The sequence below is a fragment of the Nocardioides scoriae genome (assembly GCF_900104965.1).
GTDB lineage: Bacteria > Actinomycetota > Actinomycetes > Propionibacteriales > Nocardioidaceae > Marmoricola > Marmoricola scoriae.
The window spans coordinates 1-14,135 of record NZ_LT629757.1 but is presented as its reverse complement, the minus strand read 5'-3'; the positions used below and the strand labels follow the sequence as shown (position 1 = coordinate 14,135).

Here is a 14,135-nt window from a genome sequence, read left to right as displayed (position 1 = left end):
GCGAGGACGGGCCCACGAACGCCACGAGGGCAGTTTCCCCGGTCGACCGGGGAAACTGCCCTCGCGCGGGACGAACCGGGGTCAGGCGCGGTACGCCGCCCACATCTGGTCGATGCGCGAGTCCTGGCCCGCGCTGAACGTCGTGTAGCAGCTGTCGTAGCTGTAGTCCATGTAGTTGTGGATCGGGTCGGTGCCGGGGGCCGTGCAGCTGTCGCGGCCGGTGGGGCAGCCCGTCGAGGGCGAGGCCTGGGCCGGGGTGTCGCTCACGGAGTCGCCCGGGTCGGCGCAGCCGCCCTGGAAGGTGTGGTAGAGCCCGAGCCAGTGGCCGGCCTCGTGGGTGGCGGTCTCACCGAGGTTGTAGTTGGTGGCGCTGCCGCCGGGCAGGGAGCTGTACTGCACCCGGATGCCGTCGATCTTCGGCTGCTTGGCGTAGTCCCACGGGAAGGTCGCGACCCCGAGGTAGCTGAAGTCGACGAGCCAGATGTTGAGGGCGTTCTTGCCACCGAGGCGGGTCTTCGCGCGGTACGTCGAGCTCTGCTTGTCCTGGTGCCAGGAGTTGTTGACGTAGCGGTCGGTGCCGGCGAGGTAGAACCCCACGCCGGTGTTGAGCCCGGCCCCGTTGACGTCGGCGCCGCCGTAGGTCTGGTTGAGCACCGAGATCTGGCGGGTGATCTGGCTGTCGGTCACGTTGCCGGCGTTGCCGTTGCCGATCATCACGTGCACGTAGACCGGGATGCTCGCGATGCTGTTGCCCGCGGCGAGGGAGCGCGACTGCTGCTGGCGCTTCTTCTTGAGGATCGCGCGGGTGCTCTGGTCGATCTGGCGCTGCTCCGCGGGGCTCACCTCGCGGGTGTCGGCCCTGCCGCTGCCGTGGCCGGGGGCGACCCGGGCCGACGAGCCGGCGTGGTCGGCGTGGCCGGTCTCGACGCAGTCGACCGAGCGGGTCGAGGGCGCGGCGGTCGCCGTGGGCGCGAAGGCGGCGCTGGAGACACCGGCGGTGAGGGTGGTGGCGAGGGCGGCCGTCAGGGCCGCCCGCACGAGGATGCGAGACATGGGTTTCCTTCCCGAGAGAGGCCCTCACCGTAGGAAGGAACCCGCCCGGGCACCAGCCCCCGTGACGCGATCGTTGTCGGAGTCCACCGTCCGGGGCGGGCAGGACGTGCGCGCGGCGTACGACGGGCGCGGACGCAGTCCGACGATCCGGGCGTCGATGTCGGCCGAAACTGCCCGTCGGTGGGCCTTTCGTCCGGTTCGGCGGGCAGTTTCCCCGGTCGACCGGGGAAACTGCCCCACCCCGCCTACCCCCGCACGACCCCCACCAGGTGAGCGACGGCCTCGCCCACGGGCACCTCGGTGCGTACGCCGGAGCGGCGGTCCTTGACCTCGACGTTGCCGTCGACGAGGCCGCGACCGACGGTGACGATGGTCGGCACGCCGATCAGCTCGGCGTCCTTGAACTTCACGCCGGGGCTGACCTTGGGGCGGTCGTCGTAGATGACCTCGACGCCCTCGGCGGCGAGCGCGTCGGCGAGCGTGGCGGCGGCCTCGAACACGGCGGAGTCCTTGCCGGTGGCCACGAGGTGGACGTCGGCGGGGGCGACCTCGCGGGGCCACACCAGCCCGAGCTCGTCGTGGTTGTCCTCGGCGATGACCGGCACGGCGCGCGAGACGCCGATGCCGTAGGAGCCCATGGTGACGGTCACCAGCTTGCCGTTCTCGTCGAGCACCTTGAGGTCGAGCGCCTCGGCGTACTTGCGGCCGAGCTGGAAGATGTGGCCCATCTCGATGCCGCGGGCGGTCTCGAGGACCCCGTCGCGGCCCTCCGTCGCGCACTGCGGGCAGGCGTCGCCGTCGCGCACCTGGGCGGCCTCGATGGTGCCGTCGCCGGTGAAGTCGCGCCCCGCCACGAGGTCGATCACGTGGCTGCCGGGGGTGTCGGCGCCGGTCACCCAGCGGGTGCCCTCCCCGACCCGCGGGTCGAGCAGGTAGCGGATGCCGGAGGCCTGCTCCGAGCCCAGCGCACCGGGGCCGATGTAGCCCTTGACCAGCGCGGGGTGGCGGGCGAACTCCGCCTCGTCCATCGGCTCGACCTCGGTCGGCTCGAGCATGCCCTCGAGCCGCTTCTGGTCGACCTCGCGGTCTCCGGGCAGGCCGATGGCCAGCGGCTCGCGGGTGCCGTCGGCGTGCTTGAGCACGACCAGCACGTTCTTGAGGGTGTCGCCGGCGTGCCAGGGGCGGTCCTCGCGCGGGTAGGCCTCGTTGAGGTGGTCGACCAGGGTCGCGATGGTCGGGGTGTCGGGCGTCTTCTCGGCGTGCGCGGCCGGGACGTCGTCGTGGGCCACGGGGGCGGGCGCCGGCACCTGCACGGCCTCGACGTTGGCGGCGTAGTCGCAGGTGGTGCAGCGGACGTAGGTGTCCTCCCCCACCTCGCTGCTCGCGAGGAACTCCTCCGAGCGCGAGCCGCCCATCGCACCGCTGGTCGCCCGCACGACGACGTAGTCGAACCCGAGCCGGTCGAAGGTCCTGACGTACGCCGCCCGGTGCGCGGCGTACGACGCGTCGAGGCCGGCGTCGGTGACGTCGAAGGAGTAGCTGTCCTTCATCACGAACTCGCGCCCGCGCATCAGGCCCGCGCGCGGACGCGCCTCGTCGCGGTACTTCGTCTGGATCTGGTAGAGCCAGACCGGGAGGTCCTTGTAGGAGGAGTAGAGGTCCTTCACCACGAGGGTGAACATCTCCTCGTGGGTCGGCCCGAGCAGGTAGTCACCGCCCTTGCGGTCCTGGAGCCGGAAGATGTTGGGGCCGTACTCGGTCCAGCGGTTGGTCGCCTCGTAGGGCTCGCGGGGCAGCAGCGCCGGGAACTGCAGCTCCTGGGCGCCCATGGCGTCCATCTCCTCGCGCACGATCGCCTCGACCTTGCGGAAGACGCGCAGGCCGAGCGGCAGCCAGGTGTAGATGCCGGGCGCGGCCCGACGGATGTAGCCCGCGCGGACCAGCAGCCGGTGGCTGGGCACCTCGGCGTCGACGGGGTCCTCGCGCAGCGTGCGCACGAACAGGGACGACATCCGGAGGACCTGGGGAGACTTCACCGCGCAAGGCTAACGACTCCCCAGGCCCCTGTGACCGGGGGTTCAGCGCCGGCCCACCCGCACCGCCGCCCGCAGGTCCCGCACCCGCGCGTCGCGCGGGGACAGCGGCCGCAGGCCGTAGCTGTGCTCGATGGTGGCCAGGATCGAGGTGGTGTCGTACGTCGTGTGGTCGACCGAGGAGCGCCGCTGCCGGCCACCGAGGACCAGCGCCGGGATCCGGGTGCCGGGACCGAAGGCGTCGCCCTTCGGCGGCGCCACGTGGTCCCACTGCCCGCCGAACTCGTCGTAGGTCACGACCACCAGCGTGGAGCGCGCCTGCGGGCCGCGCCGGATCGTCTCGAGCAGGTCGACGAGGTGGTCCGAGCCGGTGGACTCGCTGGCGTAGCCGGGGTGCTCGTTCTCCGCGCCGTAGGGCTTGACGAAGGACACGGCCGGGAGCCGGCCGGCCCTGGCGGAGGCGATGAAGCGCTTCTCGTCGCGCAGGTGCGAGCGCAGCGGGCCGCCCTCGGCGGTGGTGCGGAAGTAGTTGAGCGGCTGGTGGTGGTACTGGAAGAGCGCACCGGGCCGGCCGGCGACGGCGTCGTCCCAGCCGCCGGAGTACCAGCCCCACGAGATCCCCTTGGCGCTGAGCCGGTCGCCGATCGTGGGGTACTTCGCGTCGTCGACCAGCGCCATGGCCGGCCCGGAGCCGTGGGGCGCCGAGCCGGGCTGGATGGTGTTGACGGCGAAGTCGCCGCAGGCGCGGGTGGCGTCGTCGGCCTCGGGGTCGGCGCACGACTGCGTCAGGCGGTCGTCGACCACCGGTCCGGTGGCGGTGTACTGCGGGTAGGAGGTCGGCATCCCGTTGGAGTCGAGCACCGAGTTGCGGGCCCCGTCGGTGGCCGCCGAGGTGTCGATCGGCGCCCGGGCGGCCACCAGGAACTGGTGGTTGAGGAACGACCCGCCGAAGGCGGCCTGGAAGAAGCGGTCGGCCAGCGTGTACTTCGGGGCGCCCCGGGAGTGCAGGTAGCGCCAGATCGGCAGCCGGCGGGTGTCGTAGGTGCCCTGGGTGAGGCCGAGCGCGTCGGAACCGGTGGTGTAGCGGTCCTGCTTGCCCCCGTCGAGCTGGTACTGCTCCTGGTAGAAGCGGTGCACGATGTCGCGGGTGCAGCCGCCCGGCTCGGCGCCGGGCGAGTCCTCCAGCACGCCGTTGGGCGCGGAGGTGCCCGGCGCGGGGCAGGTGCGGTCCTCGGGCGCGATGACGTCGTCGATGGTGAAGGGCCGGTTGCCGAAGTGGCCGGCGGTGACCTGGTGGGCGCGGTCCTGGCACAGGTCCGAGAGCGGCGGCGCGGTCAGGTTGACGTCGTCCTGGGGCAGGCAGCCGTAGGGCTGGCCGTCCTGGCCGACCTGGGTCTCCTGCGCGCGGGTGGCGTTCGCGAGCCCGTCGACGGCCCGGCCGCCCACCGGCCCCCACGTGCCGTAGAGGTTGTCGAAGGAGTGGTTCTCCTCGTAGATCACGACGAGGTGCCGGTAGCCGCCCGGCAGCCGCCCGGTCGCCCGGCGCACCCGCGCCGGGGTGGTGCGGGACTGGGCGCGGGCCGGGGTCGTGCGGGCCGGGGTGGTGCGGGACTGGTGCGCCCGCTGCGGCGCGGACGTGGCGTGCGCGGGCGCGAGCCCGACGGTGGCGGACGCGGTGGCCGCGAGCACGGTGAGCGCGGCGGCGCTGAGGCGGAGGTGAGAGGTCACGGAGCTGCTCCTCGGTCGGTCTCCCGGGTGGGAGAGGACCAGCAGACTCCACCACGGTTGCATCTGGCAACCACCTGGGAGGTGAGCAGCAGGTGGACCCGACCTGCTCAGAACATGATCGTCGAGAACGTCTCGGTCTGGACGAACCCCGCCCGGGCGTACGCCGCCCGCGCCGCGGTGTTGTGGGCGTTGACGTAGAGCGACACCGACGGGGCGATCTCGCGCTGGCAGGCCTCCACCACGGCCGCCATCCCCGCCGTCGCGAGGCCCTGGCCGCGCAGCTCGGGATCGACGTACACGCCCTGGACCTGGCAGGCCGACGGGCTGGCGCAGGCGACCTCGGCCTTGAACAGCACCCGGCCGTCCTCGATCCGCGAGAACGACCAGCCGCGGCCGATCAGCTGGTTGACCCGCGCCCGGTAGAGGTCGCGCCCGCCGTCGACCTCCGGGGAGATGCCCACCTCCTCGGTGTACATCGCCACGCAGGCCGGGTAGAGGGTCGTGGCCTGCTCGCGCGTGGTGCGTCGCACGGCCGGGTCGGAGGCCACCTCGGCGGGTCGCAGGGCCTCGAGGTGCGGCTGGTCCCAGCGCAGCTCGCGCGGCGCCGGCCAGTGGGTGGCCAGGTCGTCCCACATCTGCTCGACGGCCTCGCGCGGGCCCACCAGGGTCGAGCTGCGCGGACCGGAGCGCATCGCGCGCTCGGCGAACGCCGCGCAGGCCTCCGGACCGGCGCCGACCGGCACCAGGTTGGCCCCCACGTGGCACAGCGAGACCAGCTCGTCGCCCTCGTGGTAGCCCCACATCTCGCCACCGAGCCAGCGCGGGTCGAGCTGGGTCAGCCGGGTGCGGTAGTCGGCGAAGACGTTGACCACCGGGTCACGCGCGATGACCGCGAGGGCGGCCTCCACGTCGGCCGGGCCGAGGACGCGCACGCTCTGGCTGGTCCTGACCACGGCGCGAGCCTACGGCACCCGTGCTCGGCCGGTTCGCCGGTCAGCGGGGGCGCCGAGCACTACGGTGACGCCATGCGCCGCACCCCTCCTGCCGCCTGCTCGCGACCCGCCCGCCCGCGGGTCTCACCGTCGGCGCCACGGCTGCTGCCGCTGCTGGCCCCGCTGGTCGTCGGGGGCCTGTTGCTCGGGGGCTGCGGCGGTGGCGACGGCGGGTCCGGTGGCACCGGTGACGCGTCCGACACCCCCACCGCGAGCGCCGCCGACCAGGACTGCCGCGACCAGTGGCGCGCGCTCGGCGACCGGCTGCCCGACGGTGACGACGAGCACCCCTCCTCCCTGCCGGGGCGCACGACCAGCATCGCCGCGTCGGTCGACTACTACGCCACCACCGCGAAGGCCTCGGACTGCGAGCGGACGCTGGCCGCCGAGAAGACCCAGCTGACGAGCCTGGCGGCGTTCGTCACGACGCTGCGGCCCTACGACCTCGCCTACCAGCTCGACCGGGTGGGCGAGCGCGCCGCGGCGTACGCCCGACCCTCGGGGAAGGCCGGGCGCGGCGCCCCGACCGCGGCCCAGGTCGAGGCCGCGCTGCGGACGATGGAGCGCCGCGCCGAGCAGGCGGCCGCCGACCAGGACCCCGCCTGGCAGCAGGCGACCGTGGTCGACCTGTCGGAGAAGAAGTCCCGGGCCAAGGCGCTCAAGGACCTCGCGTTCCTCTCCCGCGAGAGCAGGGCGTGGCGCCAGGGGCACGCCGCCGAGCTCGTCGTGCGCCGGGCGCTGACGGCCGCCGGCTAGCCCGGCCGACCCGCCCGATCCGCGGGCGGTGCTTGGCCCCCACCTGCCATGCTCGCCCCCGTGGCTGCCCTCACCGACCGCTCGTCCTCCTCCGGGGCCTCCTCCCGCGCCCCCGGCGGCGACCGGGGCGACCGGGTGCGGTCGATGCTCCCCCGCCTGCTGCCGTGGCTCGGCCTGGCGGTCGCGGTCGGCCTGGTGGCGTGGTCGTTCTGGTATCCCGGGCACAGCGGCGAGGAGGTCTACTCACGGGCCCCGCGCTCGGCCTCCGACCGTGCCGTCCCGCCGCTGCACGGCCTGTGGGAGCCGAAGTGGTTCGGCCCCGGCACGGCGCCGGCGGTGCTGCTGGCCCTGCTCAGCTGGAGGTACGCCGCGGGGCTGGCCGAGCGGCTGCCCTGGCGCCGGCTGCTGGTCGTGGGCTACGCCGCCGGCCTGGCCTGGATGCTGTCGCTCGCGCTGGTCGACGGCACCGCCGGCCTCTCGCGCCAGCTGGGCAACCCCTACGAGTACCTCACCACCGCCCGCGACGTCGGCGGTCTCGGCACCCTGTTCTCCACCTGGCTCGAGCGGATGCCGCTGGACTCCCCCGACGCGTTCCCCACCCACGTCGCGGGCCACCCGCCCGCCGCGCTGCTGTTCTTCGTCGCGCTGGTCAAGGTCGGCCTCGGCGGCGACCTGGCCGCCGGGGTGGTGGTGACGCTGCTGGCCGCGACCACCGCGCTCGCGGTGCTGGTGACGCTGCGTGCCCTGGGCGCGGAGGCGACCGCCCGACGCGCGGCCCCCTTCCTGGTGGTCGCGCCGACCGCGGTCTTCATGGCCGTCTCGGGCGACGCGGTGTTCGCCGCCGTCGCCGCCTGGGGCATCGCGTGCCTGGCGCTGGGCACCGCCGCCCTCGCCCGCGCGTCCACCCCGAAGGCGCACGACCGGAAGCAGCGCCGGGACAGGCGCCGCGGCGTCGGCTGGTCGCTGCTCGCGGGCCTGCTGCTCGGGATGCTGGTGATGATGTCCTACGGCATGCCGCTCATGGGCCTGCTCGCCGTCGCCGTGCTGGTGGCCGGGCGCTCCTGGCGGCCGCTGCCGCTGGCCGCCGGCGCCGCCCTGGTCGTCGTGCTGGGCTTCGCCGCCGCCGGCTGGGCGTGGTGGGACTTCTACCCCGCGCTGGTCGAGCGCTACGAGGAGGGCATCGCCAAGGACCGGCCGGAGGACTACTGGCGCTGGGCCAACCTGGCACTGCTCGTCATCAGCGCGGGCCCGCTGGTCGCCGCCGGGGTGGCCCACCTGGCGGCACGCCCCCGGGCGTGGCTGCGCCGCGACCACGCCCCGCTGCTGCTCGCCGGGGCGGCCGTGGTGATGGTGGCCGCCGCCGACGCGTCGGGCATGAGCAAGGCGGAGGTCGAGCGGATCTGGCTGCCGTTCATGCCGTGGCTGCTCGTCTCGTGCGCCCTGCTGCCCGAGCGGTGGCGCCGCTGGGGTCTGGGCCTGCAGCTGCTGACCGCGCTGGTGGTGCAGCAGCTCTTCTACACGGTGTGGTGAGGCGGCCGCGCCGACTGGTCAGCCGACGGTGACCTCGGCCGAGGCGCCCTCGGTGGCCTCCATCGTCTCGGCGATGCGCAGCGCCTCCTCGATGAGCGTCTCCACGATCTGCGACTCGGGGACGGTCTTGACGACCTCGCCCTTGACGAAGATCTGGCCCTTGCCGTTGCCCGAGGCGACGCCCAGGTCGGCCTCGCGGGCCTCGCCGGGGCCGTTGACGACGCAGCCCATGACGGCCACGCGCAGCGGGACCTCCATGCCCTCGAGGCCGGAGGTGACCTCCTCGGCCAGCTTGTAGACGTCGACCTGGGCCCGCCCGCAGGAGGGGCACGAGACGATCTCGAGCTTGCGGGGCCGCAGGTTGAGCGACTGCAGGATCTGGATGCCGACCTTGACCTCCTCGACCGGGGGCGCGGACAGCGAGACGCGGATGGTGTCGCCGATGCCCTGGGACAGCAGCGCCCCGAAGGCGGTGGCCGACTTGATCGTGCCCTGGAAGGCCGGACCGGCCTCGGTGACGCCGAGGTGCAGCGGCCAGTCGCCCGCCTCGGCGAGCAGCTCGTAGGCGCGCACCATCACGACCGGGTCGTTGTGCTTGACCGAGATCTTGAAGTCGTGGAAGTCGTGCTCCTCGAAGAGCGAGGCCTCCCACACGGCCGACTCGACCAGCGCCTCGGGCGTGGCCTTGCCGTACTTGTCCATGATCCGCTTGTCGAGCGAGCCCGCGTTGACGCCGATCCGGATCGAGGTGCCGTGGTCCTTGGCGGTCCGGGCGATCTCCTTGACCTGGTCGTCGAACTTGCGGATGTTGCCCGGGTTGACGCGCACGGCGGCGCAGCCGGCCTCGATCGCGGCGTAGACGTACTTCGGCTGGAAGTGGATGTCGGCGATGACCGGGATCTGCGACTTGGTCGCGATCGCGGGCAGCGCGTCGGCGTCGTCCTGCGAGGGGCAGGCCACCCGCACGATGTCGCAGCCCGAGGCGGTCAGCTCGGCGATCTGCTGGAGGGTGGAGTTGACGTCGGAGGTGAGCGTGGTCGTCATCGACTGCACCGAGACGGGCGACTCGCTGCCGACACCCACCTTGCCGACCTGGATCTGGCGGGTCTGGCGGCGGGGGGCGAGCACCGGCGGCGGGGCCGCGGGCATGCCGAGGGACACAGAAGTCATGACCCCAGTCTAGGAGTCGCTACGACAGGCTCACCGGCGCCAGCACGTCGGCGAAGATCAGCACCACGCTGACCAGCAGGATCACCGCTGCCATGGCGTACGTCAGGGGCAGCAGCCGGGCGCTGTCGACCCCGCCGGGGTCGGGCTTGCCGCGCGCCCGGGCGATGCGGCGACGCGCGGTCTCGTAGAGCGTCGTGGCGATCCCGCCGCCGTCGAAGGGCGGCAGCGGCAGCAGGTTGACCAGGCCCAGGAACAGGTTGAGCCCGGCGAGCAGGCCGACGATGAGGAAGAACCGGTCGAGCACCGGGATCCGGTCCTCCGAGGCCAGCTCGCCCGCGACCCGGCCGGCCCCGACGACGCTCATCGGGCCGTTGGGGTCGCGCTCCTCGAGGCCGAGCGCGGCCTGCCCCGCGTCGTACACGCGGGCGGGCAGGGTGCCGATCGTCTGGGCGGTCTGCACGGTGCCGTCGACCATCCGCCCGGCGACGTACCCCACGCCCTGGCGCTCGCGCTCCTGGAGCGGCACCACGCCGAGGAAGCCCACCTCGGTGACGGTGGTCGGGTCCTCGGGGTCGGTCGCCTGGGTGGTGACGGTCGTCGTGGGGCGCAGGGTGACCTCGCGGCCGTCGCGCTCGACCACGATGGTGGCGGTGCGGTCGCCGTTGTCGCGGATGGCGGCCTGCATCTGCTCCCAGCCGCCGATCGCGGTGCCGTTGATCGACACGAACCGGTCGCCGGGGCGGAAGCCCGCGGCCTTCGCCGGCGACTCGGGGTCCGACGAGGTGCACGCGCGCGGCGGCTGGTCGGCGGTGGCCGCGGTGGTGGCCACGACGCACTGCGAGACCGAGGAGATCGTGGTGGTCGGCTGGTAGACGCCGTAGCCCATGAAGACCACCGCGAAGAGCAGGAAGCTCAGCACCAGGTTGATCGCGACGCCGGAGCCCATGATGACCACCCGCTGCCACCACGGCTTGTTGTAGAACAGCCGGTCGTGGTCGTGGGGGTCGACGTGCTCGTACTCCGCGTCCTTGGCGTCGCTGACCAGCTGGGCGAACATGCCGGTCGCGCGGCTGCGGACCTGGTCGGGACCCGCCTCGGCGTCCGCGGCGTTGGGCGGCACCATCCCGACGAGCTTGCAGTAGCCGCCGAGCGGGATCGCCTTGAGGCCGTACTCCGTCTCACCCCGCTGCCGCGACCACAGGGTCCGTCCGAAGCCGACGAAGAACTGCGTCACCCGGACGTTGAACAGCTTGCCGGGGATCAGGTGGCCGGCCTCGTGCAGCGCCACCGAGCCCAGCAGCCCGACGACGAAGACGAGCACGCCGAGGAGGTAGAACAGCGCGGTCATCGGGTGGTGCCCTCCAGCAGGCTCGCGGTGTGGTCCCGGGCCCACCGGTCGGCGGCCAGGACGTCCTCGACGGTGAGCCGCTGCGGCCCGGTGGGGGTGGGCGCGTCGGCCGATCCCGAGCGTACGTCGTGGGCGGCGAGCACCTCGCCGATCGTGTCCACGATCGCCACGAACGGCAGCCGGCCGGTGCGGAACGCCTCGACGCAGACCTCGTTGGCCGCGTTGTAGACCGCAGGGGCGGTGCCGCCCCGCTCGCCGGCGCGCCGGGCCAGCCGGACGGCCGGGAAGGCGTCGTGGTCGAGGGGGTGGAAGTCCCAGGTCTGCGGTCGGGTCCAGTCGACGGCCGGGGCCGTGCCGGGCACCCGGTCGGGCCAGGCCAGGCCGAGGGCGATCGGGATCAGCATCGTCGGCGGGCTGGCCTGCGCCAGCGTCGAGCCGTCGGTGAACTCCACCATCGAGTGCACGACGCTCGTGGGGTGCACGACGACCTCGATGTCGGCGTACGGCACGTCGAAGAGCAGGTGCGCCTCGATCACCTCCAGCCCCTTGTTGACCAGGGTCGCGGAGTTGATGGTCACGACCGGGCCCATGGCCCAGGTCGGGTGGTCCAGCGCCTGCTCGGGGGTGACCTCGGCCAGCTGCTCGCGGGTGCGCCCCCGGAAGGGACCCCCGCTGGCGGTGAGCACGAGGCGGCGCACCTCTGCGGCGGTCCCGCCGCGCAGGCACTGCGCCAGGGCGCTGTGCTCGCTGTCCACCGGCACGATCTGGCCGGGCGCCGCCAGGTCGGTCACGACCGGGCCGCCGATGATGAGCGACTCCTTGTTGGCCAGCGCCAGCACCGACCCGGCCTCCAGCGCGGCGACGGTGGGCCGCAGCCCGACCGCACCCGTGATGCCGTTGAGCACGACGTCGCAGGCCAGGGACGCGGCCTCGACGGAGGCGTCCTCCCCGAGCCCGGAGAAGGCGGGGGCGAACTCCGCGACCTGCTGCTCGAAGAGCTCCGGCTGGCTGCCCCCGGCGGTCAGCGCGACCACGCGGAAGCGCTCGGGCGCCGCCCGCACCACGTCGAGGGCCTGGGTCCCGATCGACCCGGTCGAGCCCAGGATGACGACGTCGCGGCGCTTGCTCACCCGCGCATCATCGCAGCGCTGCCTGAGCGTCCCCGGCACCCCGCCGGACCCGCGTCGCGCGGCCCGCGGGCGGACCGGGCGTTGCGGGCGCCTGGCTACGCTCGGAGGTGCCCCGCTTCGACCCGTGGCCCCAGACGCGACCGGAGCACCGATGACGCACCTTCCCCACCCGGCAGGCCAGCCCCGGCTGGCGCCGGTCCTGCCGCCGGCACCGCGCTCAGCGCGACCGGCGTCGCCAGCGCGCCCGGCCGTCGGCACGGCGCAGCCGGCCCACGAAGGTCCAGCCGCCGTTGAGGCCCTCGCGCCGCGGCAGCGGCTCCAGCACGTTGCCCGCGGAGGGTTCGGCGGCGGGTCCGCGCAGGGCCACCAGGTCGACCATGGGACGCGCCACCCGGTCGTAGACCCACGGCATCGCCCGGAAGCCGATCACCGCGAGCCGGTTGACCGGCCCGGCGTGGACCAGTCGACGGGGACGCTCGAGCATCGCCAGGCAGGTCCGGGCCACCGACTCGGGGCTGATGACCGGCGGCGGGGCCGAGCCACGGCTGCCGCCGTACGTCGCGGCCTGGTGGTAGATCGGGGTGTCGATCGCCCCCGGCAGCACCAGGCAGACGTGCAGGTCGCGCTCGTGGCGGACCTCGGCCTGCAGCGAGCGCACGAGCCCCAGCTGGCCCCACTTGGCCGCGCTGTAGATCCCCATCCGCGGCACCGCGATCTCCGCGAGCAGCGAGCTCACCACCACCAGCGTGCCGCCGCCCTGCGACCGGAAGACCGGCAGCACGGCGCGGGCGAGGTGGTGGGTGCCCATCACGGCGGTGTCCACGACCCGCTGCACGATCTCCGGCGGCACCTGCTCCACGTCGCCGTAGGCCATCACCTGGGCGGTCGTCACCACGGCGTCCAGACGGCCGAAGCGGCGCACCACGGTCTCGACGGCGGCGTGCACCGCCTCCCCGTCGACCACGTCGAGGGCGATCCCGAGCGCCTCGCCGGGCAGCCCCGCCGCGACCTCCTCGACCCTCCCCGGATCGCGGGCGACGACCACGACGGTCTCGCCCCTCCCGCTCGCCTGCTCGGCGACCGCGAGGCCGATCCCGGAGGTCGCCCCGACGACCATCACCACTCGGTCGATCGTCGTCGTCGTCATCCCCACCACCCTACGGACGCAGAGGTCACCCCATGAGCAGGACCGTCATCATCACCGGAGCCTCGAGCGGCATCGGCCGGGCCACCGCCCTCCAGGCCGCCGCCGAGGGCGACCACGTCGCGCTGCTCGCGCGGCGCAAGGAGGTGCTCGAGGAGGTCGCCGAGGAGTGCCTCGCGGCCGGCGCCGCCGGCGCGACCGTGCTGGTCGCCGACGTCGCCGACGACGACGCCGTCGCGGAGGCCGTCGAGCAGGCGCTGCGCGAGCGCGGCCACCTCGACGCCGTGCTGCACTGCGCGGGCGTGGTCAGCTACGGCCGCACCGAGGACACCACCCCCGAGGACTTCGACTCGGTGGTCTCGACCAACCTGCTGGGCGCGGCCAACGTCGCGCGCCACGTCGTGCCCGTCCTCCGGGGGCAGGGCAGCGGCACCCTGGTGCTGGTCGGCTCGCTCCTGGGCCACATCAACGTGCCGGAGATGACGCCGTACGTCGTCAGCAAGTGGGGCGTGCGCGCCCTGGCACGCCAGCTCCACATCGAGAACCTCGACGTGCCGGGCGTGCGGATCGTCCACGTCGCCCCGGGCAGCGTCGACACCCCGATCTACGGCAGCGCCCTCGACTCGGCCGGCGGCGTCAACACGCCCCCGCCGCCCACCATCTCGCCCGAGCGGGCCGCCCGCGCGGTGCTGCGCCACGCCCACGGCGGCCGGACGCCCTCGCGCTCGGTGCAGACGGCCTGGAGCAACTACCTGATGCTCCTGGCCTTCAACCTCGCCCCGCCGATCTGGGACCGCGTCGTGGGCCCCGCCTTCGAGCTCGCCTCCCGCCGCCGCCTCCCGCGCTGACCGGGTGGCCCCGACCGGGCGATCGTCGTACGCCGCACCCCGCCGAGCGGGCGATCGTCGTACGCCGAACCCCGCCGACCGGGCGATCGTCGTACGCCGCACCCCGCCGACCGGGCGATTCTCGTACGCCGCACCCCGCCGACCGGGCGATCGTCGTACGCCGCACCCCGCCGACCGGGCGATCGACGTACGCCGAACCCCGCCGACCGGGCCGTCGTCGTACGCCGTGACCCGCTGTCGGTGGCTGAGGAAGGAAGGAGTCCTGTCTCGGAGCCGGACCCCTCGAGACGGTCGCCAGGGCGACCTCCTCGGGGACCGAGGGCCGGGGCGTGTCGAGATCGCCCGCTCGGCGACCTCAGGCGTGTCGCGATCGCCCGCTCGGCGACCTCAGGCGTGTCGCGAT

11 protein-coding genes are annotated in these 14,135 nt (G+C 73.9%); 3 read left to right on the top strand and 8 right to left on the bottom strand.

Features of this window, described 5'->3' with window-relative positions; translation table 11 throughout:
- Positions 1 to 81 precede the first annotated feature (81 nt).
- The 4 genes from BLU55_RS00055 to BLU55_RS00040 all read right to left on the bottom strand — a co-directional run bounded on the left by BLU55_RS00055 (position 82) and on the right by BLU55_RS00040 (position 5,767).
- Positions 82 to 1,053 (bottom strand): zinc metalloprotease, encoded by a 972-nt coding sequence (locus BLU55_RS00055; protein WP_091724930.1) that lies wholly within the window; start codon positions 1,051 to 1,053, stop codon positions 82 to 84.
- Positions 1,054 to 1,298: 245 nt separating this feature from the next.
- Complete coding sequence (locus tag BLU55_RS00050; protein WP_091724928.1) at positions 1,299 to 3,065, bottom strand: proline--tRNA ligase; 1,767 nt, start codon at positions 3,063 to 3,065, stop codon at positions 1,299 to 1,301.
- Positions 3,066 to 3,131: 66 nt separating this feature from the next.
- Complete coding sequence (locus BLU55_RS00045) at positions 3,132 to 4,814, bottom strand: alkaline phosphatase family protein (protein WP_197681046.1); 1,683 nt, start codon at positions 4,812 to 4,814, stop codon at positions 3,132 to 3,134.
- A gap of 107 nt (positions 4,815 to 4,921) precedes the next feature.
- Positions 4,922 to 5,767, bottom strand: coding sequence for a GNAT family N-acetyltransferase (locus BLU55_RS00040; RefSeq protein WP_091724927.1), 846 nt, complete (start codon positions 5,765 to 5,767; stop codon positions 4,922 to 4,924).
- Positions 5,768 to 5,839: 72 nt separating this feature from the next.
- Here BLU55_RS00040 and BLU55_RS00035 point away from each other — a divergent pair, with 72 nt between their 5' ends.
- Together BLU55_RS00035 and BLU55_RS00030 are read left to right on the top strand one after the other, a co-directional pair.
- The gene (locus tag BLU55_RS00035; protein ID WP_091724925.1) at positions 5,840 to 6,562 is read left to right on the top strand and encodes a hypothetical protein; all 723 of its coding nucleotides are present in this window, start codon (positions 5,840 to 5,842) and stop codon (positions 6,560 to 6,562) included.
- A gap of 60 nt (positions 6,563 to 6,622) precedes the next feature.
- A complete protein-coding gene (locus BLU55_RS00030; protein WP_231916973.1) occupies positions 6,623 to 8,092 on the top strand; it encodes a glycosyltransferase 87 family protein in 1,470 nt (489 codons plus the stop codon).
- 18 nt (positions 8,093 to 8,110) lie between these two features.
- Here BLU55_RS00030 and ispG read toward each other — a convergent pair whose 3' ends face one another.
- From ispG to BLU55_RS00010, 4 genes are all read right to left on the bottom strand, one after another.
- Entirely contained in the window at positions 8,111 to 9,262 is a 1,152-nt protein-coding gene (gene ispG, locus BLU55_RS00025) for a flavodoxin-dependent (E)-4-hydroxy-3-methylbut-2-enyl-diphosphate synthase (RefSeq protein WP_091724923.1), read from the bottom strand.
- A gap of 19 nt (positions 9,263 to 9,281) precedes the next feature.
- Positions 9,282 to 10,610, bottom strand: a complete 1,329-nt coding sequence (locus BLU55_RS00020) for a M50 family metallopeptidase (RefSeq protein WP_091724921.1) — start codon at positions 10,608 to 10,610, stop codon at positions 9,282 to 9,284.
- Complete coding sequence (locus tag BLU55_RS00015) at positions 10,607 to 11,740, bottom strand: 1-deoxy-D-xylulose-5-phosphate reductoisomerase (protein WP_091724920.1); 1,134 nt, start codon at positions 11,738 to 11,740, stop codon at positions 10,607 to 10,609. Before BLU55_RS00015 ends, BLU55_RS00020 begins: the two co-directional genes overlap by 4 nt.
- 217 nt (positions 11,741 to 11,957) lie before the next feature.
- The gene (locus tag BLU55_RS00010; protein ID WP_091724918.1) at positions 11,958 to 12,887 is read right to left on the bottom strand and encodes an SDR family NAD(P)-dependent oxidoreductase; all 930 of its coding nucleotides are present in this window, start codon (positions 12,885 to 12,887) and stop codon (positions 11,958 to 11,960) included.
- A 32-nt stretch (positions 12,888 to 12,919) separates the two neighbouring features.
- Between BLU55_RS00010 and BLU55_RS00005 the strand changes: the two genes are divergently transcribed.
- Positions 12,920 to 13,732: an SDR family NAD(P)-dependent oxidoreductase gene (locus BLU55_RS00005; RefSeq protein WP_091724917.1), complete on the top strand. Its 813-nt coding sequence runs from the start codon at positions 12,920 to 12,922 to the stop codon at positions 13,730 to 13,732.
- The last annotated feature ends 403 nt before the right edge of the window (positions 13,733 to 14,135 follow it).

What these genes read in the sequence shown, in the direction of transcription:
- BLU55_RS00055 (WP_091724930.1), bottom strand. Translation starts at nt 1,053, where the DNA reads ATGTCTCGCATCCTCGTGCGGGCGGCCCTGACGGCCGCCCTCGCCACC.
- BLU55_RS00050 (WP_091724928.1), bottom strand. Translation starts at nt 3,065, where the DNA reads ATGTCGTCCCTGTTCGTGCGCACGCTGCGCGAGGACCCCGTCGACGCC.
- BLU55_RS00035 (WP_091724925.1), top strand. Translation starts at nt 5,840, where the DNA reads ATGCGCCGCACCCCTCCTGCCGCCTGCTCGCGACCCGCCCGCCCGCGG.
- ispG (WP_091724923.1), bottom strand. Translation starts at nt 9,262, where the DNA reads ATGACTTCTGTGTCCCTCGGCATGCCCGCGGCCCCGCCGCCGGTGCTC.
- BLU55_RS00020 (WP_091724921.1), bottom strand. Translation starts at nt 10,610, where the DNA reads ATGACCGCGCTGTTCTACCTCCTCGGCGTGCTCGTCTTCGTCGTCGGG.
- BLU55_RS00010 (WP_091724918.1), bottom strand. Translation starts at nt 12,887, where the DNA reads ATGACGACGACGACGATCGACCGAGTGGTGATGGTCGTCGGGGCGACC.
- BLU55_RS00005 (WP_091724917.1), top strand. Translation starts at nt 12,920, where the DNA reads ATGAGCAGGACCGTCATCATCACCGGAGCCTCGAGCGGCATCGGCCGG.